This is a genomic window from Burkholderia sp. 3C (assembly GCF_054589155.1).
Genome location: NZ_BAAILN010000055.1, coordinates 66,339 through 89,908, shown reverse-complemented (window position 1 = coordinate 89,908; position 23,570 = coordinate 66,339). Strand labels below are relative to the sequence as shown.

Annotated in this window: 18 protein-coding genes; 15 read left to right on the top strand and 3 right to left on the bottom strand. The window is 66.6% G+C overall.

The window, feature by feature from the left end; genetic code table 11:
* Positions 1 to 159: 159 nt before the first annotated feature.
* The 12 genes from ACYP33_RS09655 to ACYP33_RS09600 all read left to right on the top strand — a co-directional run bounded on the left by ACYP33_RS09655 (position 160) and on the right by ACYP33_RS09600 (position 13,773).
* Positions 160 to 2,436, top strand: a complete 2,277-nt coding sequence (locus ACYP33_RS09655; protein WP_459621273.1) for a FimV/HubP family polar landmark protein — start codon at positions 160 to 162, stop codon at positions 2,434 to 2,436.
* Positions 2,436 to 3,266, top strand: a complete 831-nt coding sequence (gene truA, locus ACYP33_RS09650; RefSeq protein ID WP_414441593.1) for a tRNA pseudouridine(38-40) synthase TruA — start codon at positions 2,436 to 2,438, stop codon at positions 3,264 to 3,266. Before ACYP33_RS09655 ends, truA begins: the two co-directional genes overlap by 1 nt.
* Positions 3,267 to 3,344: 78 nt before the next feature.
* Positions 3,345 to 4,028 carry a phosphoribosylanthranilate isomerase gene (locus ACYP33_RS09645; protein WP_459621270.1) on the top strand — a complete coding sequence of 228 codons (684 nt, stop codon included), beginning with the start codon at positions 3,345 to 3,347 and terminating at the stop codon, positions 4,026 to 4,028.
* A gap of 49 nt (positions 4,029 to 4,077) precedes the next feature.
* Positions 4,078 to 5,271, top strand: a complete 1,194-nt coding sequence (gene trpB, locus ACYP33_RS09640; protein ID WP_414441595.1) for a tryptophan synthase subunit beta — start codon at positions 4,078 to 4,080, stop codon at positions 5,269 to 5,271.
* A gap of 6 nt (positions 5,272 to 5,277) precedes the next feature.
* Positions 5,278 to 6,138 (top strand): DNA-methyltransferase, encoded by an 861-nt coding sequence (locus ACYP33_RS09635; protein WP_459621267.1) that lies wholly within the window; start codon positions 5,278 to 5,280, stop codon positions 6,136 to 6,138.
* Between the two features lie 38 nt (positions 6,139 to 6,176).
* Positions 6,177 to 6,989, top strand: a complete 813-nt coding sequence (gene trpA, locus ACYP33_RS09630) for a tryptophan synthase subunit alpha (protein ID WP_414447919.1) — start codon at positions 6,177 to 6,179, stop codon at positions 6,987 to 6,989.
* A 108-nt stretch (positions 6,990 to 7,097) separates the two neighbouring features.
* Positions 7,098 to 7,970: an acetyl-CoA carboxylase, carboxyltransferase subunit beta gene (gene accD / locus ACYP33_RS09625; RefSeq protein WP_414447918.1), complete on the top strand. Its 873-nt coding sequence runs from the start codon at positions 7,098 to 7,100 to the stop codon at positions 7,968 to 7,970.
* Between the two features lie 119 nt (positions 7,971 to 8,089).
* A complete protein-coding gene (gene folC, locus ACYP33_RS09620) occupies positions 8,090 to 9,400 on the top strand; it encodes a bifunctional tetrahydrofolate synthase/dihydrofolate synthase (protein ID WP_459621265.1) in 1,311 nt (436 codons plus the stop codon).
* A 23-nt stretch (positions 9,401 to 9,423) separates the two neighbouring features.
* Positions 9,424 to 10,248, top strand: a complete 825-nt coding sequence (locus ACYP33_RS09615) for an SPOR domain-containing protein (protein WP_459621263.1) — start codon at positions 9,424 to 9,426, stop codon at positions 10,246 to 10,248.
* 7 nt (positions 10,249 to 10,255) lie between these two features.
* On the top strand, positions 10,256 to 10,750 hold the full coding sequence (locus ACYP33_RS09610) for a CvpA family protein (protein WP_414441601.1): 495 nt from the start codon (positions 10,256 to 10,258) through the stop codon (positions 10,748 to 10,750).
* A gap of 46 nt (positions 10,751 to 10,796) precedes the next feature.
* Positions 10,797 to 12,329 (top strand): amidophosphoribosyltransferase, encoded by a 1,533-nt coding sequence (purF, locus tag ACYP33_RS09605; protein WP_414441602.1) that lies wholly within the window; start codon positions 10,797 to 10,799, stop codon positions 12,327 to 12,329.
* 253 nt (positions 12,330 to 12,582) lie between these two features.
* Positions 12,583 to 13,773, top strand: coding sequence for an O-succinylhomoserine sulfhydrylase (locus tag ACYP33_RS09600; protein WP_414447914.1), 1,191 nt, complete (start codon positions 12,583 to 12,585; stop codon positions 13,771 to 13,773).
* Between the two features lie 80 nt (positions 13,774 to 13,853).
* On the opposite strand, the gene ACYP33_RS09595 is transcribed toward ACYP33_RS09600, so the two are convergent.
* The 3 genes from ACYP33_RS09595 to ACYP33_RS09585 are packed head-to-tail and all read right to left on the bottom strand — an operon-like array spanning position 13,854 to position 16,964.
* Entirely contained in the window at positions 13,854 to 14,858 is a 1,005-nt protein-coding gene (locus ACYP33_RS09595) for an NAD-dependent epimerase/dehydratase family protein (RefSeq protein WP_459621291.1), read from the bottom strand.
* Complete coding sequence (gene gmd / locus ACYP33_RS09590; RefSeq protein ID WP_414447913.1) at positions 14,845 to 15,891, bottom strand: GDP-mannose 4,6-dehydratase; 1,047 nt, start codon at positions 15,889 to 15,891, stop codon at positions 14,845 to 14,847. The genes ACYP33_RS09595 and gmd overlap by 14 nt, the downstream gene beginning before the upstream one ends.
* Positions 15,888 to 16,964, bottom strand: a complete 1,077-nt coding sequence (locus tag ACYP33_RS09585) for an acyltransferase family protein (protein WP_459621260.1) — start codon at positions 16,962 to 16,964, stop codon at positions 15,888 to 15,890. Before ACYP33_RS09585 ends, gmd begins: the two co-directional genes overlap by 4 nt.
* A 509-nt stretch (positions 16,965 to 17,473) precedes the next feature.
* Here ACYP33_RS09585 and ACYP33_RS09580 point away from each other — a divergent pair.
* The 3 genes from ACYP33_RS09580 to ACYP33_RS09570 all read left to right on the top strand — a co-directional run.
* Positions 17,474 to 19,660 (top strand): NHL repeat-containing protein, encoded by a 2,187-nt coding sequence (locus ACYP33_RS09580; protein WP_459621258.1) that lies wholly within the window; start codon positions 17,474 to 17,476, stop codon positions 19,658 to 19,660.
* Positions 19,661 to 19,717: 57 nt separating this feature from the next.
* Positions 19,718 to 21,184 carry an oligosaccharide flippase family protein gene (locus ACYP33_RS09575; protein WP_414441608.1) on the top strand — a complete coding sequence of 489 codons (1,467 nt, stop codon included), beginning with the start codon at positions 19,718 to 19,720 and terminating at the stop codon, positions 21,182 to 21,184.
* Positions 21,181 to 23,570, top strand: a 2,390-nt coding sequence (locus ACYP33_RS09570; protein WP_459621256.1) for a glycosyltransferase family 4 protein, incomplete at its 3' end; no start/stop codon positions are given. The genes ACYP33_RS09575 and ACYP33_RS09570, both read left to right, overlap by 4 nt.

Genomic DNA, 23,570 nt, shown 5'->3' with positions numbered 1-23,570 from the left:
CCGACGAAACGGGCGGCGGGTAAAGTAAACTACGCGGCTACGACGCAATCCGGCGTCGCGCGGCGTGGCCTTTCTCTCGGTGCGCCGGCGCGAACGTCCCGAATCCTGTCCTCCCTCCAACGTGAACCAGGGCCGCGCGCTGCCGCGGCGAATCTACCGATGATGCTGCGATCCCCCCCCGGTAAGGCTTCCGTTGCCTCGTTTCCCGCCCTGATTTCCCGCGCGTTCGCGATGCGTGCGATCGCGGCCGCCGCCGTTGCGCTGCTGTCGGCCGCCGCCCCGCTTGCGCAGGCCGCGGCATCGGATGCGGTGGCACCGGCCTCCGCGGCTGCGCCGCAATCGGTCACGGTCCGGCCGGGCCAGTCGCTCAACGATCTCGCCATTGCCGTCACGCAATCGCACGATCCCGTGGTGCTGGGCCGGGCCGGTCGCGCGCTGTTCGCCGCGAATCCTCGGGCGTTCATGAAAAACGATCCGAGCCGGCTGCGGCTCGGGGCAACGCTGACCGTGCCGCCGCTCGATGCGACCGGCGCGGCCGTTGCCGCTCCGGCGAGTGCATCGGCGGCCACGAGTACTGCTCCTGCTCCTGCTTCCGGCGCGACGGCGGCTGCGCCGGCGCGAGTGGCGGGTGCTTCGGCGCCCGCGGCGCCGGTTGCGAGCGCGTCGGCCGCGCATGGCGCCAGCCCGGCTGCGCCCATCGGCGGGTCGGCGCCGCATCCGGCCAATGCCGTGAGCGGTGCCGTTGCCGCGGGCGCTTCGGCGCCGGCGGCTGTGCCGGGTGCTTCGGCGACGATCGTCGCGCCGTCCTCGTCGGTTGCAGCGGCTGCGGCGCAAGCGGCGCCGGCCGTTGCCGCTCCGCATGCGAATGCCGCGAACAGCGGTTCGACCACCGGTTCGACCGGCCCGCACAGCTGGAGCGGGTCGATCCAGACCGCGCCGCCGGTCGGGTCGAGCGAGGCGGAAGCCGCGCTGCTGGCGCCGGGCAGCGGAGCGCGCGCGGCGACCAGCGGCAACGCCGAGGCGTCGGCCGCGCAGGCTCGGCCGTCGAGCCTCCAGCAACTGCTGGCACTGAAGAATCGTGTACTGATGGATCTGCAGAAGCACGGCATCGGCAAGCCGGCGCCGGAAGCCACGGCGCCGGAAGCGAAACCCGCACCGGCTGCCGCGCCGTCGACGGCCGGCAGCGCGGCGGATGCGGCGTCGGGCGTGTCGGTGCCCGCAGCGGCTGCGTCGGCACCGGTCGCCAAGCCTGCTTCGGCACCGGCTGCCAAGCCGGCCGCCGTTCAGCCTTCGGCGCCTGCCGTGCCGTTCGACCGGACAGCCGCGATCGCCGTCGGCGTTGCGGCGGCTGCGCTGGTTCTCGGTTTCCTGTTCCGCCGCCGCAAGCGTGCCGAGCCGGAAGTCGAGCCGCAAACCGGTACGGATACGCCGCCGCCATCGTCTCCGGCGACGGCCGCAGGCGCCGTTGCCGCCGCAACGGTTGCGGCCGAAACCGTGACGCATCAACAGGATGCAGTACCGCCGCCGTCGGCACCTGCCGAAACGCCGATGGCAACGCACGACGAACCGCCCGAAACGGCGCATCACGAGTCGCCGGCGGAAGAACCCGTTTCCCCGATCCCGGACGCCATCCTCGCCGCGTCCGAATCGCTGCCGCCGCCCGCGGTGGTTGAACCCGCGGCACCGGCGGCCGAAGCAGCCGCCCCTGACGACACGCCCGACGCGATCGCACCGCAGCCGGGCCAACCCGATTACGGGACCGCACCCGCGCCGATCGAGGCAGCGCCGGCGGCGCCCGTCGATCTCACGACCTTGACCGAATTGAACGAATTGACCAGTAGCGCCTCGCCCGGCGTGCCCACGCACGAATTCCCGGCCGATGCGATTTCCGCTCTCGACAGCCTCGACATGCCCCTGCCGCCGCGCACGGGCACGCCGGTAGCGGATTTTGATTTCACGCCCCGCAATGCAACTAACAGTCTATCCACGTCGACCCTCCCGGCATTCGGTCGCGATTTGTCCGCATCGTCGGCGTCCACCCAGCCTGCAGGGCAGGCGGGTAGCGATCCGCATCGATTGGATTCGCTGCCTGACTCGCTCGACGATGAACTGCCGCTCGACGACGATGCCGCGGCAACGGCTCCCGGCAGTTACGCGCCAGCCGGCTTCGCGCCGCTCGGCGCGGCGCAGTTCGGCGCGCTGAGCCTCGATTTCGATCTGGATCTGCCGGCTGGCCCGGGTGTGTCGATCCCGCCGCCGAGTGATGCCGTGCTCGATCGCATCGCCCACAACAAGCTCGATCTGGCGTCCGAATACGTCGAACTCGGCGATCTGAACGGTGCACGCGCGCTGCTCGGCGAAGTGATCGACGCCAACCGCCCGGGCACGCGGGATCAAGCACGCGTCCTGCTGGCCAAGCTCGCCGACGCCACGTAATGCGAATCGCACTGGGCATTCAGTACGACGGTGCCGCGTTCTGCGGCTGGCAATCCCAGCCGCACCGCAACACCGTGCAGGACACGCTTGAACAGGCGCTGAAGGCATTCGCGCTGGTGCCGCTGCAAACCGTGGTGGCGGGGCGGACCGATACGGGCGTGCATGGCCTCGGCCAGGTCGTCCATTTCGACACCGAGCTTTCGCGCGCCGATTTTTCCTGGGTGCGCGGCACCAATGCGTTCCTGCCGGCAACGGTGGCCGTGCAGTGGGCCAAGCCGATGCCGGACGCGTTCCATGCGCGCTTCGCCGCGTTCGAGCGCACCTATTACTACGCGCTCTACGTGCACGCGTTCCGCTCGCCGATGCTGAACGCGCGCGCGGGCTGGGTTCACACGCCGCTCGACGTCGACGCGATGCGCGAAGCGGCGCAGCACCTGATCGGCGAAAACGATTTTTCGTCGTTCCGCTCGTCGGAGTGCCAGTCGAAAACGCCGGTCAAGCATCTGTACCAGATCGATATCCGGCCGTCGGGCAGCTTCATCCATTTCCGGTTTCGCGCCAACGCGTTCCTGCATCACATGGTGCGCAATCTGATGGGTTGCCTCGTGGCGGTGGGGCGCGGCCGTTATCCGGCCGACTGGATGGCGGAGGTGCTGGCCGCGCGCAACCGCGACCGCGCCGCGCCGACCTTCATGCCGGATGGCCTGTATCTCGCGCATGTCGGCTATCCTGACGAATTCGCCGTGCCCCCGGCGCAGCTCGGCAGCGTGCCGTGGAGCACCGTCTGGGCCGATCTCGACGCGCCGCCAGATGGGCTCGCCGGCCCCTGACCGATGCCCCGCGCCGTTTTGAGCGCCAGAACACCGTTGCAACCGAATCCGCCGTACCCCCTCGCAGGACGCACCACGATGACCGCCACGCCGCTTGCCACCGCTCCCCAGGCCCGCACCCGCATCAAGCTGTGCGGGCTGTCCCGTCGCGCCGATGTCGATCACGCCGTCGCGCTCGGCGCCGATGCGGTCGGCTTCGTGTTCTACCCGAAAAGCCCGCGCGCGGTGACGATCGAGCAGGCGGCCGAGCTGGTGCGGCGCATCCCGCCGTTCGTGTCGGCGGTCGGCCTGTTCGTCAACGCAACGGCCGACGAGCTCGCGCGCGTGCTCGACGCCGTGCCCCTCACCATGCTGCAGTTCCACGGCGACGAAACCCCGGCGCAGTGCATCGAGCTGGCCGGTGCGGCGCGTTTGCCGTGGATGCGCGCGTTGCGCATTGGCATCTCGACGCAGCGCGCCGATTTGGTAGAATCGGCACTTCACTATTCGACAGCCTGCGGTTTGTTGTTCGACACCCATGTGCCGGACTACGGCGGCAGCGGCAAGGTCTTCGATTGGTCTCTTATTTCCGCAGAGCTCGCGCGTCGGGCCGTTTTGAGTGGTGGCTTGGCCGCGCAAAACGTCGGTGACGCAATACGCCAGATCCGCCCGTACGCGGTCGATGTCTCCAGTGGCATCGAAGTACCGGGCGAGAAGGGCGTGAAGGATCACGCCCGGATGGCGGCGTTCGTGAGCGCAGTGCGCGACGCGGACGCCCGGTGAGCTGAATGCCGGCGCGGCGCCTGCCGCGCCGTCCGATAGAGAGACAAGCATGTACAACCTTCCTGATGATCGCGGCCATTTCGGCCCGTATGGCGGCGTGTTCGTCGCCGAAACGCTGATTCACGCCCTCGACGAGCTGCGTGCCGCCTACGAGCGCTACCAGGCCGACCCCGAATTCGTCGCCGAATACAACCGCGAACTGAAGCATTTCGTCGGCCGTCCGTCGCCGATCTACCATGCGCAACGCTGGACCGAAATGCTCGGCGGCGCGCAGCTCTACCTGAAGCGCGAAGACCTGAACCACACGGGCGCGCACAAGGTGAACAACGTGATCGGCCAGGCGCTGCTCGCGCGCCGGATGGGCAAGAAGCGCGTGATCGCCGAAACCGGCGCGGGCCAGCACGGCGTGGCCACGGCCACCATCTGCGCGCGCTTCGGCATGGAATGCGTGGTCTACATGGGCGCCGAGGACGTGCGCCGCCAGGCCGCCAACGTCTACCGCATGAAGCTGCTCGGCGCGACCGTGGTGCCGGTCGAATCGGGTTCGCGTACGCTGAAGGACGCGCTCAACGAAGCGATGCGCGACTGGGTCACGAACATCGAATCGACGTTCTACATCATCGGCACGGTGGCCGGCCCGCACCCGTACCCGATGATGGTGCGCGATTTCCAGCGCGTGATCGGTGACGAATGCAAGGTGCAGATGCCCGAAATGACGGGCCGTCAGCCCGACGCCGTGATCGCCTGCGTGGGCGGCGGCTCGAATGCGATGGGCATCTTCTATCCGTATATCGACGACACCTCGGTGCAACTGATCGGCGTCGAAGCGGCCGGCGACGGCCTCGACAGCGGCCGTCACGCGGCCTCGCTGACGGGCGGCAGCCCCGGCGTGCTGCACGGCAATCGCACCTATCTGCTGCAGGATGCGGACGGCCAGATCATCGAGACGCATTCGGTGTCGGCGGGCCTCGACTATCCGGGCGTCGGCCCCGAACACGCCTGGCTCAAGGACAGCGGCCGCGCGCAGTACGTGCCGATCACCGACGAGGAAGCGCTGAAGGCGTTCCACGATTGCTGCCGGATCGAGGGCATCATCCCGGCCCTCGAATCGAGCCACGCGATCGCCTACGGTGCGAAGCTCGCCGCCACCTTGCCGAAGGACAAGATCCTCCTCGTCAATCTGTCGGGCCGAGGCGACAAGGACATGCATACCGTCGCCGAGCGCGGCGGCATCGTGCTCTGACGCCCGGTGCGTGATCTGATCGAGGCGCCGGGCGGCGGCGCGGCAAGCGAGAGCGATGCGGCTTCGGCCGCGGCGCCCTCGCGCGCGTTGCCGCCCGGCTTCGACCTTCATCACCGCGATTTCCTGACCGATGCGGCGAACCTGCCGGATGCGTCGATCGACCTGATCGTCGCCGATCCGCCCTACGGGCTCGGCAAGGACTACGGCAACGACTCGGACAAGCTGCAGGGCGACGCGCATCTCGCGTGGACGCGTCAGTGGCTCGACCTGGCGATTCCGAAGCTCAAGCCGAGCGGCTCGCTCTACGTGTTCTGCACCTGGCAATACGCGCCGGAAATCTTCAGCTACTTGAAGACCCGCCTCACGATGATCAACGAGATCATCTGGGATCGGCGCGTGCCGAGCATGGGCGGCACCACGCGCCGCTACACGTCGGTGCACGACAACATCGGTTTTTTCGCGGTGTCGAAGGGCTATTACTTCGATCTCGATCCGATCCGCATTCCCTACGACGCCGAAACGAAGAAGGCCCGTTCGCGCAAGTTGTTCGAAGGCAGCAAGTGGCTCGAGATGGGCTACAACCCGAAGGACGTCTGGTCGATTTCGCGCCTGCACCGGCAGCACGCGGAGCGCGTCGACCATCCGACCCAGAAGCCGCTCGAGATGGTCGAGCGGATGGTGCTGTCGAGCTGCCCGCCGGGCGGCCTCGTGCTCGACCCGTTCATGGGCAGCGGCACGACGGCCGTGGCATGCGCGCGACACGGACGCCGCTTCGTCGGCTACGAGATCAATGAAAGCTATTGCGCGATCGCGCGCGAACGCGTGAGCGCGCTCGCCGCGCCGGCGGCTGCGCCAGTCGACGACTGATGCCCGCCGATCGCGACCGAATCCAGGAAAGTGACACCATGTCCCGTATCCAGAAAACATTCGCAGCACTCGCCGCCCAGGGCCGTAAGGGCCTGATTCCGTTCCTGACGGCCGGCGACCCGGACCCGGCGAAAACCGTCGAATTCATGCACGCGCTGGCCGAAGGCGGCGCCGACGTGATCGAGCTCGGCGTGCCGTTCTCGGACCCGATGGCCGACGGCCCCGTGATCCAGCGCTCGTCGGAACGTGCGCTCGCGCGCGGCGTCACGCTCAAGCACGTGCTCGACGACGTCAAGCGCTTCCGCGAGCGCGACGACGCCACCCCGGTCGTCCTGATGGGCTATGCCAATCCGATCGAGCGCATGGGTGCGCAAGCGTTCGCCGAAGCCGCCGGCGCGGCCGGCGTGGACGGCGTGCTGGTGGTCGACTATCCGCCCGAGGAGGCGGAGGAGTTCGCCGCCACGATGCGCGCTTCCGGCATCGACCCCATTTTCCTGCTGGCGCCCACTTCTACCGAGGAACGCATGGCGCAAGTCGGGCGGATTGCGAGCGGCTATGTGTATTACGTGTCGCTGAAAGGGGTGACCGGCGCCGGAAATCTGGATGTTTCCGACATTGCAGGTAAAATCCCGGCCATCAAGTCGCGCGTACCGGTTCCGGTCGGCGTCGGCTTCGGCATTCGCGACGCCGCCACGGCGCGCGCGGTGGCCGAAGTGTCCGATGCCGTCGTGATCGGCAGCCGCCTCGTGCAACTGCTCGAGGAAGCCACGCCGGAAGCGGCCGTGGGCACGCTGAAGGCGTTCATCGCCGAGGTGCGTGCCGCGCTGGACGGCGAGGCCAAGGCCACGTAAAAAGGCCGCCGGGGTTGTTGCAGGGCGGCCCCGGCCGCCACGCGCATCATCAGAAACACCGAATACGAGCCGGATCGATCCGGCCCGTCTTGAACAGGGAAACCACACATGAGCTGGCTCGACAAGCTGTTGCCGCCGAAGATCAAGCAGACCGACCCCAAGAGCCGCAAGGGCATCCCCGAGGGGCTGTGGGTCAAGTGCCCGTCTTGCGAGGCCGTGCTGTACCGCTCCGACGTCGAGGCCAATCTGCATGTGTGCCCGAAGTGCGATCACCACATGCGGATCGGCGCGCGCGAGCGCCTCGATGCGCTGCTCGATCCGGAAGGCCGCTATGAAATCGGCCAGGAAATCGTGCCGGTCGATACGCTGAAGTTCAAGGACAGCCGCAAGTACCCGGATCGTCTGAAGGAAGCAATCGACGAGACGGGCGAAACCGACGCGATGGTGGTGATGGGCGGCGCGATCCGCACGCTGCCGGTGGTCGCGGCCTGTTTCGAGTTCTCGTTCATGGGCGGCTCGATGGGTTCGGTGGTCGGCGAGCGCTTCGCGCGCGGCGCGCAGAACGCGCTCGAGCAGCACGTGCCGTTCATCTGCGTGACGGCCTCGGGCGGCGCGCGCATGCAGGAAAGCCTGCTGTCGCTGATGCAGATGGCCAAGACCACCGCGATGCTGACCAAGCTGGCCGAAGCCAAGCTGCCGTTCATTTCGGTGCTGACCGATCCGACCATGGGCGGCGTGTCGGCCAGCTTTGCGTTCCTCGGCGACGTGGTGATCGCCGAGCCGAAGGCGCTGATCGGCTTCGCCGGCCCGCGCGTGATCGAGCAGACGGTGCGCGAGAAGCTGCCGGAAGGTTTCCAGCGCGCGGAATTCCTGCTGAAGTCGGGCGCGATCGACATGATCGTCGACCGCCGCAAGATGCGCGATGAAATCGCGCAATTGCTCGCGCTGCTGCAGCGCCAGCCGGCCGACGCGCTGGCGTAAGCGCCGCGCGGCATCCGCCGACGCGTCGTCCGGCCCGGCCGGGCGGCGCGTTTTTCGTTTTTCGGCGTGATTCGCCGATCCGCATTTTTCCTGCTTTTTTCCGGTTTGCAGTGGCACAGATGAGCACATTTCCTACTCTCGACGCGTGGCTTTCGCATCTCGAATCCGCGCATCCGGTCGGCATCGACATGGGCCTCGACCGTATCAGCCAGGTCAAGGACGCCCTCGGGCTGTCGTTCTCGTGCCCGGTGATCACGGTCGGCGGCACCAACGGCAAGGGCTCGACCTGCGCGTTTCTCGAAACGATCCTGCTCAAGGCGGGCTATCGCGTCGGCTGCCATACGTCGCCGCATCTGATCGCCTTCAACGAGCGCGCGCGAATCGGCGGTGAGAACGTGGCCGACGACGTGCTGCTGCCGCATTTCGAGGCCGTCGAGGCGGCGCGCTTGAGCCTGGTGCAGCCGGTCACGCTCACGTACTTCGAATTCACGACGCTGGTGATCCTGCGCCTGTTCGCCGAAAGCGGGCTCGACGCGGTGATCCTCGAAGTGGGGCTGGGCGGGCGGCTCGACGCGATGAACATCCTCGACGCCGATTGCGCGGTCGTCACCAGCATCGACATCGATCACACCGAATACCTCGGCGATACGCGCGATAAGATTGCCTTCGAGAAGGCCGGCATCTTCCGCGCCGATACGCCGGCGATCTGCGGCGATCCGTCGCCCCCCCAGACGCTGATCGATCATGCCACCGCGATCGGCGCCGATCTGTGGCTGGTCGGGCGCGATTTCCGTTATGAAGCGCAGGCCGGCAACGAGCGCCAGCAGTGGAGCTATCTGGGCCGCGACAAGCGCTATCCGGCGCTCGCCTATCCGGCGCTGCGTGGCGCGAACCAGTTGATCAACGCCTCGGCCGCGCTGGCCGCGCTTGAATCGCTGCGCTCGCGCCTGCCGGTGTCGGCGCAGGACATCCGCCTCGGTCTGGCGACCGTCGAGCTGGCCGGACGCTTCCAGGTGCTGCCGGGCAAGCCCGCAATCGTGCTCGATGTTGCGCATAATCCGCACGCATCGGCCGTTCTCGCGCAAAACCTCGGCAATATGGGTTTCTTTCCGTACACTTACGCGGTGTTCGGCGCGATGCGCGACAAGGACATCGCGGGCGTGCTCAAGCAGTTGAAAGGCGAAATCGATCACTGGTGCGTGACCGATCTGCCGCTGCCGCGCGCGGCCTCGGCCGCGTCGCTCGAGGCAGCGCTGCGTGAAGCCGGTGTCGAGGAGGGTCCCGACAGCAGCGTCACGCATTACGCAACGCCCGCGGACGCTTTTCGAGATGCCCTGAAACGGGCCTCGGAGAATGATAGAATCGTGGTCTTTGGTAGTTTTTATACGGTAGCGGGTGTGATCGCCTACCGTAAATCGCAGCAACACTGACGGGCAGTTCGGATCAGCCATACATGGGAATCTTCTCGTTCGGCAAAAAGAAAGACGACGACGCGCCGCCCCGGCGCGGGTCAAGGTCCGGCTCCTCACGGGCCGCTCGCGGAGAACGCCCGGAGCGGCGCACGCGTCGCGCGGAGCGTCCTGAATCGGACGCGTTGCTGCTCGATCCGACCCTCCCCGAGAAACAACGCGCGCGCCGGCGTCTCGTCGGTGCGATCGCGCTGGTGGTCGCCGCCGTGATCGTGCTGCCGATGGTGCTCGATGCGCATCCGAAGCCGGTCACCAGCGACATCGCGATCGATATCCCGAACAAGCCGGCGAAGGCGGCCCCGACCCGCGACGACGATCCCGTCGACACGCAGGCCGGCGTCGCGCACGACGCGCCGCCCGGTGCAACCGACGACACCCAGACGGCGCAGGCGCCCGACGTGGCGAGCGCGGGCTCGAAGGCCACGTTGCCCGCCGCGCCGGCCGCGAAACCGCAGCAGCAGGCCGCCGCCAAGCCGGCGCCCACGGTGAAGCCGCCCGTCGCGCAGGCCAAGCCGCCCGTCGAACCCCAGTCCCAACCCGATTCCGAGCAGGCCGCGGCAGCCAACGGCGCCTCGCCGTCCTCGCCGGCCGGCGCGCGATTCGCGGTGCAACTGGGTTCGTTCACGAATGAGGCGACGGCCCGCGGCTGGGCTGCCAAGTTGAAATCGGCGGGGGTACCCGCATATGTCGAACGTCGCAAGCAGGCCGACGGCAGCGTCGCTACACTGCTGCGTGCAGGCCCGTTCGCCGATCGCGCGGCGGCATCGGCCGCCATCGCGAAGGTGCGCGATGCGGGCCTGACTCAGTAAGGCGGCGATGTTCACAGTATTCGATTACGCCGTGATGGCGGTGATTCTGCTGTCGGCATTGCGCGGTGCGTGGCGCGGCTTCGTGTCCGAGGTGTTCGGGCTGATCGGCTGGATCGCGGCGTTCATCATCGCGTGCCGCTACGTCGGCGTGGTGCTGCCGTTCATCCCGTCCAACTGGCCGGGCGGCGCGCTGACCCAGTGGGTCATCGCGTTCGGCGGGCTGGTGATCGGCGTGGTGCTGGTGGCGGGCGTGGCGAATGCGCTGCTCTCGCGGCTGGCGCAGGCCACCGGCCTCGGCGGCGTGGACCGCTCGCTCGGGCTGCTGTTCGGGCTGATGCGCGGCGTGCTGCTGGTGTTGGCGTTGGTGGCGGCAGCGGGGCTGACCGATCTGCCGAAACAGGATTTCTGGCGCAACGCGCTGTTGCGTCCCCTCGCCGTGCAAGGCGTGCATGAGCTGAAGCCATACTTGCCCGACGGGCTGGCTGCGTATATCCATATTTGAGTACGCAGCAGCCGAAACCGTTTTTGTATCCTTGAAGGACCATGCCATGTGCGGCATCGTAGGCGTTATCTCTCATTCCCCGGTCAATCAGCTCATCTATGACAGCCTGCTGCTGCTGCAGCATCGCGGTCAGGACGCAGCCGGCATCGTGACCGCGGACGGCAGCAACTTCCATATGTACAAGGCCAACGGCATGGTGCGCGACGTGTTTCGCACGCGCAACATGCGCAGCCTGCCGGGGGCCAGCGGCATCGGCCAGGTGCGTTACCCGACGGCCGGTTCGGCGTCGAGCGAAGCCGAGGCCCAGCCGTTCTACGTCAACGCGCCGTTCGGCATCGTGCTTGCGCACAACGGCAACCTGACGAACATGGGACAGCTCAAGGACGAGATGTTCCGCATCGATCGCCGTCACATCAACACGAATTCGGACAGCGAAGTGCTGCTGAACGTGTTCGCGCACGAGCTGCAACTGGCGACCACCGGCCTCGAACTCGATCCGGCCGCCGTGTTCAAGGCCGTGTCGGGCGTGCACCGCCGCGCGCAAGGCTCGTACGCGATCGTGTCCCAGATCGCCGGCCACGGCATGGTGGCGTTTCGCGACCCGTTCGGCATCCGCCCGCTGTGTATCGGCAAGCTCGAAACCGAGCAGGGCGTGGAGTGGATCGTGGCGTCGGAATCGGTGGCGGTCGAAGGCATCGGCTTCGAACTCGTGCGTGACGTTGCGCCGGGCGAGGCGATCTTCATCAGCAACGACGGCAGCTTCCACAGCCAGCAGTGCGCTGAAAATCCGAGCCTGAACCCGTGCATGTTCGAGTGGGTCTACCTGGCCCGCCCGGATTCCTGCCTCGACGGCGTGCCGGTCTACAACGTGCGCCTGCGCATGGGCGACTACCTCGCCGAGAAGATCAAGCGCGAGCTGAAGGGCGTGCCGATCGACGTCGTGATGCCGATCCCCGACTCGTCGCGGCCCGCCGCGATGCAGGTGGCGAACAAGCTCGGCGTGGAATACCGCGAAGGCTTCTTCAAGAACCGCTACGTCGGCCGCACCTTCATCATGCCGGGCCAGGCCGTACGCAAGAAGTCGGTGCGCCAGAAGCTCAATGCGATGAGCATCGAGTTCAAGGACAAGCACGTGCTGATCGTCGACGATTCGATCGTGCGCGGCACCACCTCGCACGAGATCGTGCAGATGGCGCGCGATTCGGGCGCGAAATCGGTGATCTTCGCGTCGGCCGCACCGCCCGTGAAATTCCCGAACGTGTACGGCATCGACATGCCGACCCGCAACGAGCTGGTCGCCCATGGCCGCACCGACGAAGAAGTGGCGAAGATGATCGGCGCCGATTACCTGATCTATCAGGATGTGGATGACCTGCGCCGTGCAGTGCGCGACATCAACCCCGAGATCACCAGCTTCGAGGCGTCGTGCTTCGACGGCAACTACATCACGGGCCACGTCACGCCGGAATATCTCGACTCGCTCGAACGCGCGCGTCTCGCACCGGCTTCGCAGCTGGACCGCGACCAGAACGGCGACGTGGCGCGTTCGCAGATGAACCTGCAACTGTCGGTCGAATGAGGCCCGGGGCGCATCGTTGGAATTCGCGTGTTACGATGTGCCCTGCGTCGATTTGATATCAGCTTGCGGACGTGGGGCGATGCCCCGAAACAGCTAAAGCGGAGGCCGGGTGCGTTATGCCGGCCCGAGTCGAACGCTGTTGACCGCCTATCTGAAGCCCGCCGATGCCGACGCGTCGCGGGCTTTTTCGTTGGCTTTTCGCCAAAAGCGGCGCGCCTGCGGCGCGACGCGCATGAAACCGGATGACCGAACCATGGACGACTCCTTTAGCCTCGATACGCTCGCCGTCCGCGCGGGCACGCTGCGCAGCGAATACAACGAACATTCCGAAGCGCTGTTCCTGACCTCCAGCTTCTGCTTCACGAGCGCGCAGGACGCCGCGACGCGCTTCGCGAATTCGGAGGACAACTACACGTATTCGCGCTTCACGAACCCGACCGTCACGATGTTCCAGGATCGCCTCGCGGCGCTGGAAGGTGGCGAGGCGTGCATCGCAACGGCCTCGGGCATGGCGGCCATCATGTCGGTCGTGATGTCGGCGCTGCAGGCGGGCGATCACCTGGTCAGCTCGCGCAGCCTGTTCGGCTCGACGCTCGGCATGTTTTCGCAGATCTTCAGCAAGTTCGGCATCACCACCACGTTCGTCGATCCGACCGATCTGAACGCGTGGCGCGAGGCCGTGCGGCCCGAAACGAAGATGTTCTTCCTCGAAACGCCGTCGAACCCGCTGACCGAAATCGCCGACATCGAGGCGATCGCCGCGATCGCGAAGTCGGTCAAGGCGCTGTTCGTGGTCGACAACTGTTTCTGCAGCCCGGCGTTGCAACAGCCGCTCAAGCTCGGCGCGGACGTGGTGATGCACTCGGCCACCAAGTTCCTCGACGGCCAGGGTCGCGTGCTCGGCGGCGCGCTGGTCGGTTCGAAGGAATTCATCACGGGCAAGGTGTTCCCGTTCGTGCGCAGCGCCGGCCCGACGTTGTCGGCGTTCAACGCGTGGGTGCTGCTCAAGGGCATGGAAACGCTGTCGCTGCGGGTCGACCGCCAGTCGGCCAGCGCGCTCGAAATCGCCCGCTGGCTCGAACAGCATCCGGCCGTCAATCGCGTGTTCTATCCGGGCCTCGAATCGCATCCGCAGTACGCGATTGCCAAGCGCCAGCAGAAGTCGGGCGGGGCGGTGGTGTCGTTCGAACTGAAGGGCGAGTCGCCCGAGGCGCAGCGCGCGAACGCCTGGCGCGTGATCGACAACACCAAGATCGTATCGATCACGGCCAACCTCGGCGACACGCGTACCACCATCACGCACCCGGCCACCACGACGCATTCGCGCATCACGCCGGAAGCGCGGGCCACGGCGGGCATCAGCGAAGGGCTACTGCGGGTTGCGGTTGGGCTGGAAGGGGTGGATGACCTGCGTAACGATCTGGCGCGCGGGTTGGGGCAGTAAGTCGGCAGGTTGGAATGCAAAGGGCCGGCGTTTGCCGGCTCTTTGCATATGCTCTACGCGGGAACGTCGGCGGTTGCGATTCAGCCGGCCGCCATGCGTTGCTGGAAGCCTCCGCCAGCCTGGCAGGCAATATCGCTCGGCGACGGGCGACGCCTGAGCGCATCGACCATCCAGCGCAAGGTCTCGTCGAGCGCCGTCACGGGCAACTCGCCCAGGCAGGAGCGCAGCTTTTCACGCGAACCCACCAGCTTTTTCACTTCGTTGCCACGAACGAAGCGTGGATCGATCGTCACGTCGATCACGTAGCCGACCATGCTCGACAGCATCGCGATGACTTCCTTCAGCGAATAGGCGTGTTCCGAGCAGACGTTGAACGTCTGGCCGGCCGGTGCCGCCTCGATCAAGCGCACATAGGCGGCGGCCACATCGCGAACGTCCGAGAAATCCCGGCTCACGTCGAGGTTGCCGAGCGAGATGCGCGGCTCGCGATTCGCGTAATGCGTCACGAGTTTCGGCAGCAGATAGGTGTCGAGCTGACCGACGCCGGTGTAGTTGAAAGGCCGCGCAATCACGATCGGCAGCTTGTCATACCACTGACGAACTGCGTGTTCCATGGCGAGCTTGCTGACCGCGTAATCGTTTGCGGGTTGGGGCGGCACGCTTTCGTCCAGTGATTCGACATCGGCGTTGCCGTAGACATTGGCACTGCTTGCGAGCAGCACGCAACGGGGTGCTGCGCCGGCGTCGACCAGAGCCGTCAGCAGATTGCGCGTGCCGACCACATTGACGAGGTACAGATCGCGCGGATCGTTGTTGGCGACGTGCGCGCACGCGGCCAGATGGATGACGGCGTCCGGCCGTGATTGCTCGACCGCCGAGCGAAGCGAAGCGAGGTCCAGCAGGTCGGCTTCGACGACCCTGCGATGTCCGATCTGCGCGCGCCGTCGCGCCGCGGTGCCGGGGGCGACGGTGCCCCATACCTCGTAGCCGGCGGCTTCGAGGCTTTGCGCGACGTAGCGGCCGGTGAATCCAGTGAGGCCTGTAACGAGCGCGCGGCGAGCGCGCGGCAGATCAGAAGGTTTCATGATGAAGATTCCGCGTGAGATCCGCTTCAACCATCATAGTGCAAAGTTGTTCCAGGGTTGTGTGCGGCTGCCAACCGAGTTTTTCCTTCGCCTTGTCCGCGCATCCGATCAGCAGCTCCACTTCGGCGGGCCGATAGAAGCGCGGGTTGATCGCAACGAGCACGTTGCCGGTTGCCATGTCGATGCCCCGTTCGTGCTCGTCCTTGCCGGACCATTCGATCTGGAAGCCGGCCGCGGCAAACGCCATGCGTGCAAAGTCGCGCACTGTTTCGGTGCGGTTGGTGGCGAGCACGAAGGTATCGGGTTCGTCGGCTTGCAGCATGCGGCGCATGCCGTCGACGTATTCCAATGCGAAGCCCCAGTCGCGCTTGGCATCGAGATTGCCGAGTTCGAGCCGCGTGGCCTTGCCGAGCTTGATCTTGGCGACGGTGTCGGTGATCTTCCGTGTGACGAACTCGCGGCCGCGCAGCGGCGATTCGTGATTGAACAGGATGCCGCTCGACGCGAACATGCCGTACGACTCCCGGTAATTCACCGTCATCCAGTGCGCGTAAAGCTTGGCGACACCGTACGGGCTGCGCGGATAGAACGGCGTCGACTCGATTTGCGGAATTGCCTGCACCTTGCCGAACATTTCCGATGTCGAAGCCTGATAGAAGCGAGTGCGCGGGCTGACCACGCGCAGCGCTTCCAGCAGGTTCAGTGCGCCGATCCCGGTCACGCTGGCCGTGGTCGCCGGTTGGTCGAACGAGACGCCGACGAAGCTTTGCGCGGCGAGATTATAGAGCTCGTCGGGCTGGACGCGTTCGATCAGGCGCAGGCTCGATCCGAGGTCCGTGAGGTCGTGCTCGACCAGCGACAGATTCGGGTGATCGGCCACGCCAAGTTCGGCGATGCGCCAGAAATTGACCGAACTCGTGCGCCGGTAGGTGCCGGTGACCTCGTAGCCGGCGTCGAGCAGGAGTTTCGTCAGATAGGCGCCGTCTTGTCCGGTGATGCCGGTGATGATCGCCTTCTTGCGTGCTGAACTCATAACGGATTCCCGATGGAGCGAGTGGAGGATTGGGGCACTGCCGACACGGATGGCGCGGGGCCACGCGTGAGCCGGCGTTCGAACGCGAACCAGGTGAAGCTGGCGTAGCCGAGTGTGATCGCCAGTGCAATGACGGCAGTGACATAGCGATTCATATGCCATGGCCAGAGCGCATACAAAACGCTCAGGTGAACGAGATAAATCGTGTAGCTGATGGTGCCGACATAGACGAGCACCGGGTTTGTCAGCACGCGCTGCACGATGCCGCGGCCGCGCAGCGCGATCACCACGATCGAGGTGCAGAGCACCAGCGAGATGCTGTAGAGCGCGGCGTTCGACAGTGGCGTATTGGCGGCGCGGAACCGCGGGTTCGACAGATGCAGCCAGGCGAGCAGGGCGAGCGCGACGCAGGCGGCCGCCACGGCGAGGCCGGTGTACGGCTCCAGCGCGCGTCGGTCGCGGCGCAGCACGACGGCCAGCAGTGCGCCTGCGGCGAGCAGATCCATGCGGAACGGCGTCAGGTAGTAGATCGGCCAGAACGAATCGAACCACGGCGTTGCCACGGCGCGCAGCAGCGGCGCCGCAATCACCAGCGCGGCCGCGACCCAGGCCAGCGCGCGCTCGGGGCAGAACAGCACCACGAACGGCCAGAAAATATAGAACTGCTCTTCCACCGCGAGCGACCACAGCACGTTCAGGCTTTCATGTCCGATGCCGCCGATCGACAGCCCGATATTGGTCGAGAAGAACGCATACCACGGCCAGTGCGCGAGCCAGCCTGCGCCGAACAGCAGCGTGGAGACAATCAACAGCAGACCGTACGACGGCAGGATGCGGCGCGCGCGACGCACGTAGAAATGGCGGAACAGCGGCAGGCCGCGCTCCTTGCGGTCGAGCAGGATGCCGGTGATCAGCAGGCCGCTCAACACGAAAAACAGATCGACGCCCATCCAGAGCGGCGCCTTGACCGCGTGTTGCAGGAACACGGCCATCACGGCGATCGCGCGCAAGCCATCGAGCTGAACGATGCGGCTTGTATGGCGGGGCGGTGAAGCGGGCGTGTCGAGCGTCATCGTGGCCTGTCAGGGTTGTGGCGCGTCGCGCATCATGTATGGGCGACTGCTCCGGGTCAATTGGACGGATCTGAAAGTCGAATTGCGCATGCGCCAAGGGCGGAAGAATGCAATCTGTAAATCCAGGAATGATCCGTGTGGGATTCTAGGGAAAAGAAATCGATAAAAAATGGCGATATAAAACCGGTTGCCAAGCGGAGCGGTGATGGCGTGCACGGCTTTTAAGGGTGCTATCCCGTGGCTGTTATCGGTACAAGTTACGGCCGATTAAATGCGACATGCCTTGAATTTGCTGAAAGCCTGCGGGTTTTTCATGCGAATTCGAAACCACATGTAACGATGCGCCGCGGAAAAGAATTCGGAATTTCTTGTGATTATTTTCGCTTGTAACCTGCGTCGCACCCTGCCGCCCGGGCCGGTCCGACGTTGCGCCGTATCGTGGTGCATTGCCGCGAACCGCTCGGCTGGATATGGGCCGTCCGTCCATCCGTCCACTCCGGAGAGTTGCATTGCGACGTTCGCTCCTGATCGCCCTTGCCGTCATCGTTCCCGCCGTGTGTCTGCCCGGCCGCACCTCGGCCGAAGCCGTGCTCGACGCCACCACGTCGTGGATCGGCAATACCCATGGCTATGGCGACGGTAGCTGGACGCAGATCGACATCCGCGCGATCGCAGTCACCCCGCAGGGCAAGGTGTATACGAATGCCCCCTGGGACGAGAGCGGCGCCGAGGCCAGCGTTTATCAGGACGGCAAAATGCTCGGCTTCGCCGGTGGCACGCACGGCTGGGGCAATGCGGGCGGCAGCGCGATCGCGGTCAACGACCGCTACGCCTACGTGGCGATCGGCGTCGGCAATGAAAAGGGCCGGCTGGTCAGCCCGGGCGTGTGGCCCGACAAGGGGCGTCAGTGGTGGGGCATCTCGCGCCGCGCGATCGGCGACATGCGCCAGCCCGCGCCGTTTCGTGCCGCGGCGGCCGGCGATGCGCGGGCGAAGATGGCCGCGAGCTTCCTGAAGGTCAACGACACGCCGGTCGATACGCGCGCCGAAGTGGCCGGCCTCGCGGCCTCGGCCAAGCGGCTTTACGCGACCGATCCGCAACACGACAGCGTCGACGTGTACGACGCCGAATCGATGGACAAGCTGTCGACGTTCAGCGCGCACCAACCGGGCCGCATCGCGCTCGATAACGACGGCACGCTGTGGCTCCTGACCGATACGCTCGGCGGCCCGGCCAAGCTGGCGCACGTCCGCCCCGACGGCCGTGTGATCGATGATGCGCCCGCGCTGCCGTCCGGCAGCGACGCGGTGGACGTGGTGGTCGATGCGAAGGGCCGCGTGCTGATCGCCGACAACGGCCCGCGCCAGCAGATCCTGATTTTCTCGAAGCCGGCGCAGGGCGGCAGCTACGCGATGAGCGGCACGCTCGGCGAGCGCGGCGGCATCTTCTCGGGCGTGGCGGGGCGGCCCGGCCCGCTGCGCTTCAACGGCCTGACGGGCGTGGGCGCCGATCGCGCCGGCAACATCTATGTGGCGATGAACGGTATCGGTCCGAAGCAGGGCACGCTCGGTGCGGGCCTCGGCGCGACGCTCGCCAGCTATGGCGCCGACGACAAGCTGCGCTGGCAGGTGGACGGCCTGCTGTTCGTCGACAGTGCATTCATCGACCCGGCGCGGCCGAACAGCGTCTACACCGGCAACAAGCGTTTCGAGCTCGATTTCTCGAAGCCGGCCGGGCACGAATGGAAATATGTCGGATTCCTGTCCAATCGCTTCAAGTATCCGCAGGATCCGGTGTTCAACACCGATCAATGGCCGGGCCTGCCGACCGCGCGCCAGCTCGATGGGCACACGTTTCTGTATCTGACGGACATGTACGCCGATCACCTGAAGATCTACCGCTTCGACGCCAAGCGCGATGGCGAAACGGCGATTCCGTCGGGCTTCATCGCCGGGCGCGCGCGGCCGGTGGACAAGGTGCCGAACCGGCCCTCGGGTGGCGACTGGATCTGGCGCGACAAGAACGGCAACGGCAGCTTCGACGCCGACGAATTCGCGATCAACACCGACACCAAGGCACGCGCGGGCGGCTGGGGCTGGTGGGTCGACACCAACGGCGACATCTGGCGCGCCAGCGAGACGCGCGGCATCCACCGCTTCCGCTATGGCGGCCTCGACAAGGCCGGCAACCCGATCTATTCGTACGACAAGCTGACCAATTACCCGACGCCCGCGCCGTTTACCGAGCTGCGCCGCGCGATCTACGAGCCGGCCACCGACACGCTTTACGTGACGGGCTACACGGCCGACGCGCAGCCGAAGCCGGGCATCAACAAGGAAGTGGGCCGCGTGCTGGTGCGCTACGACAAATGGTCGAGCGACAAGCCGGTGCAACGCTACCAGGTGGCGTTGCCGTGGGCGCCCGACGCGAAGCCGATCCTGAACCTGATCGGCCTGACCGTGGAGGGGCGCTACCTGTTCGGCGTGGAGCCGGTCGGCATCGTGCACGTGTACGACAAGGAGAACGGCAAGGAGGTCGGCGTGATCAAGCCGGGGCCGGAAGTGGGCCGCGCGTCGGGCTGGGTGGACGTGCCGTTCGGGATCAGCGCGCATCGCCGCGATAACGGCGAGTACCTGATCTTCGTGGAGGAAGACGCACGCGGCAAGGTGATGATGTACCGCTGGACGCCGCGATGATGAATCGACGTGAATCAATGAGGAGAGCGGATCATCGTGTCCGCTCGAAACGCAAGCATGGATAAACGGATGTTGAAGAACGTCGCGGTGAACTTCGTCGGGCTGATCCTGCCGACGTTCGTTTCGCTGGTGACGGTGCCGGCCTATATTCACGCGCTGGGCGTCGATCGCTACGGCGTGGTCAGCCTCGTGTGGACGCTGATCGGTTATTTCGGAATCCTCGATCTCGGCATGAGCATGGCCGCGCAGAACCAGATCTCGAAGGCGATCGCCAGCGGCGACCCGGCGCAGTGCGAGCGCGTGTTCTGGAGCGCGACCTGGCTGAACCTGATCACCGGCATCGTGGGCGGGCTGCTGATCTATTTCGGCGCGTTCATCTACACGGCGTATTTCACCAAGGTATCGGGGCAGTTGCAGCACGAGGTGTATCACGCGCTGCCGTGGCTGGCCTGCGCGATTCCGATCGCCAACGTGTCGTGGGTGTTCTCGGGCGCGATCAACGGTGCGGAACGCTTCGGCATCTACAACGCGAACCAGACGTTCGGCACGTTCCTGTTCCAGCTGCTGCCGCTGTTCGCGGCCTGGCTGATCGCGCCGAGCCTGCCGGCCGTGCTGGCTGCCGCCGTGCTGGCGCGGCTGATCGCGGCGTTGCTGCTGTTCCGCGCCAGCCTGCGCGTGCTGAACATCCGGCGCGTCGCGCCGCCGCGCTGGCAAACCGCCAAGGAGCTGTTCACGTTCGGCGGCTGGATGCTGATCGCCAGCACCGCGAGCATGGTGTCCGATTCGCTCGACCGCGTGCTGCTCGGCGCGCATCTGGGCGCGCGCTACGTCACGTATTACACGGTGCCGCAGAACCTCGTCACGCGCCTGAACATGCTGCCGAACGCGGTGGTGCGCACGCTGTTTCCGCGCCTGTCGGCCGTCGATCGCGATCATGCCGACCATCTGGTGCGCCAGTCGCTCGAATTCCTGAACGGCGTGTTCACGCCGATCATGATCGCCGCGATTTTCGCGCTGCAGCCGTTCCTCGAATTGTGGGTCGGCCACGATCTGGCGATGCAGTCGGCGCCGGTCGGGCGAATTCTTGTGATCGGCATCTGGCTGGTCGGGCAGGCCAGCGTGATGCGGATCCTGATCCAGTCGCAACTCAATCCGGCCCGTGCGGGCCTGGCGGGGGTGATCCAGTTGCCGTTCTTCGTCGGCGCGCTGTGGTTCGGCGTCACGCAGTTCGGGCTGATCGGCGCGGCCGTGGTGGTGGTGGCGCGCGCGCTGGTGGATTACGGCGTGCTGCTGGTGCTGGCCTCGGTGCGCCAGCGCGGCATCGTACTCGACATGCTCGCCCACCTGGCGTTCCTGTTCGCGAGCCTCGCGCTGGCCTGGACGGGCCCGACGCTGCTCGAAGCCATCGCGCTCTGCGCACTCGTTGCCGCGCTCAACATCGCGTGGTCACTTCTGACGACGCCCGGCCTGCGCGCACTCGTGCGCGGCGTGATCGGGCGGCTCATTCCGGGGAAAAGCGTATGAAAGGCGAACTCGTAGAACGCACGGCGGCGCCGCTCGCGCGCCAGATCCAGCCGGCCGGCGCGGCGCGCCCGCTCGGCAGGCCCGCCGGCCGCCCGCTGCGGGTGGCGATCATCCACGATTGGCTGGTCACTTATGCGGGCGCCGAGCGCGTGCTCGAGCAGATCATCGCGTGCTTTCCCGACGCCGACCTGTTCAGCCTGGTCGATTTCCTCGACGATCGCAGCTTCCTGCACGGCCGGCCGGTCACGACCTCGTTCATCCAGAAGCTGCCGTTCGCGCGCACCAAGTACCGCAGCTATCTGCCGTTGATGCCGCTGGCGATCGAGCAGCTCGATGTCTCCGCCTACGACCTGGTGATCTCCAGCAGCCACGCGGTGGCCAAGGGCGTGCTGACCGGGCCGGACCAGATCCACGTCAGCTACGTGCATTCGCCGATCCGCTATGCGTGGGATCTGCAACATCAGTACCTCGAACAATCGCAGCTCACGCGCGGCATGAAGTCGATGATGGCGCGGCTGATCCTGCACTACATCCGCAACTGGGATATCCGCACCTCGAATTCGGTGGACGGCTTCATCGCCAATTCGGCGTTCATTGCGCGGCGCATCCGCAAGGTCTATCAGCGCGACGCGGCGGTGGTGTTTCCGCCGGTGGACGTGGACGGTTTTTCGCTGTCGACCGAAAAAGAGGACTTCTACGTAACGGCCTCGCGCATGGTGCCGTACAAGAAGATCGACCTGATCGTGGAGGCCTTCGCGCGCATGCCGGGGCGGCGGCTGGTGGTGATCGGCGACGGCCCGGAGATGGGCAAGGTGCGCGCCAAGGCCGGCCCGAACGTGGAGATTCTCGGCTACCAGCCGTTCTCGGTGCTGCAGGATCACATGCGCCGCGCCAAGGCGTTCGTGTTCGCGGCGGAAGAGGATTTCGGCATCTCGGTGGTCGAGGCGCAGGCCTGCGGCACGCCGGTGATCGCGTTCGGCAAGGGCGGCGCGCTGGAAACGGTGCGCGACGCCGCGTCCGATCCCGCGCCCACCGGGATCTTCTTCGACGAGCAGAAGGTGCCGGCGATCGTGGCGGCGGTGGATGCGTTCGAAGCCGATCCCGCGCGCTTCCGGCCCGAGGCCTGCCGCGCGAACGCCGAGCGTTTCGCGACCTCGCATTTCCGCCGCCGGCTGGTCGAGCAGATCGAGAGCCTGCTGCCGAACGCGCAGGCGCGCGCCCGCGCCGGTGCACGCGAGGCCGGCACGGTGGCGGCCAGCCAGGTGCGCGCGCTGGTGCTCGACCAGAGCGGCGTGCTCGGCGGCGCGGAGTTGTCGCTGTTCGAATTCGTGACGCACTGGCGTGGTACCGCGAGCGTGCTGCTGTTCGACGAAGGCCCGTTTCGCGACGCGCTCGACGAGGCCGGCGTCGATGTCAGCGTGATGAAGTCGCGCGGCATGGATCGCGTGAAAAAGAAGGGCGGCGCGTCGCTGCGCGCGGTGGGCGGGCTGCTGTCGCTGGTGCGCGAGGTGGTGCGCCGCGCGCGCGATGTCGACGTGATCTACGCCAACACGCAGCGCGCGATGGTGGTGGGCGCGCTGGCCGGGCGGATCGCGCGCAAGCCGGTGGTCTGGCATCTGCGCGACATCGTCAGCCACGAGCATTTCGGCTCGAAGCAACTGTTCGCGATCCGCCATTGCGCGCGGCTCGGCGTGACGCGCGTGATCGCCAATTCGAACGCGTCGGCGCAGGCCTATCTGGCGCTGACGGGCGGCGAGGAGGAAGCGGTCGACGTGGTGTTCAACGGCATCGACGCCGCGCCGTTCGTGGCGCTCGAAGCTACGCCGCAAGCCGCTCTGCGGGCACGGCTCGGCCTGCCCGAAACGGCGTGGATCGTCGGCTCGTTCAGCCGCCTCGCGCGCTGGAAGGGCCAGCACCTGCTGCTCGACGCGGCCGTGCGCGACCCGGATCTGCACGTGGTGCTGGTCGGCGCACCGCTGTTCGGCGAGGACGAATACGCGGCCGAGCTGCAGGATCTCGTCGCGCAGCGCGGGCTGGGCGATCGCGTCACGTTCGCCGGCTTCCAGCGCGACATCGCGGCCTGGATGAAGGCCGTCGACGTGGTGGCGCACACCTCGATCACGCCGGAGCCGTTCGGGCGCGTGATCGTCGAGGGGATGCTGGCGCGGCGGCCGGTGGTGGCGGCGCGGGCGGGCGGCGTGGTCGAGATCGTCGACGACGGCGTGAACGGCCTGCTCTGCGAGCCGGGCGACGCGGTGTCGCTGTCGGAGGCGCTCGGCGCGCTGCGTCACGACCGCGAGCGCCGCGAGCGGCTCGTGGCGAACGGCTTCGAAACGGCCGTGCGCCGCTTCGGCACGAGCGGTTATGTGGAGGCGGTCGAGCGGAT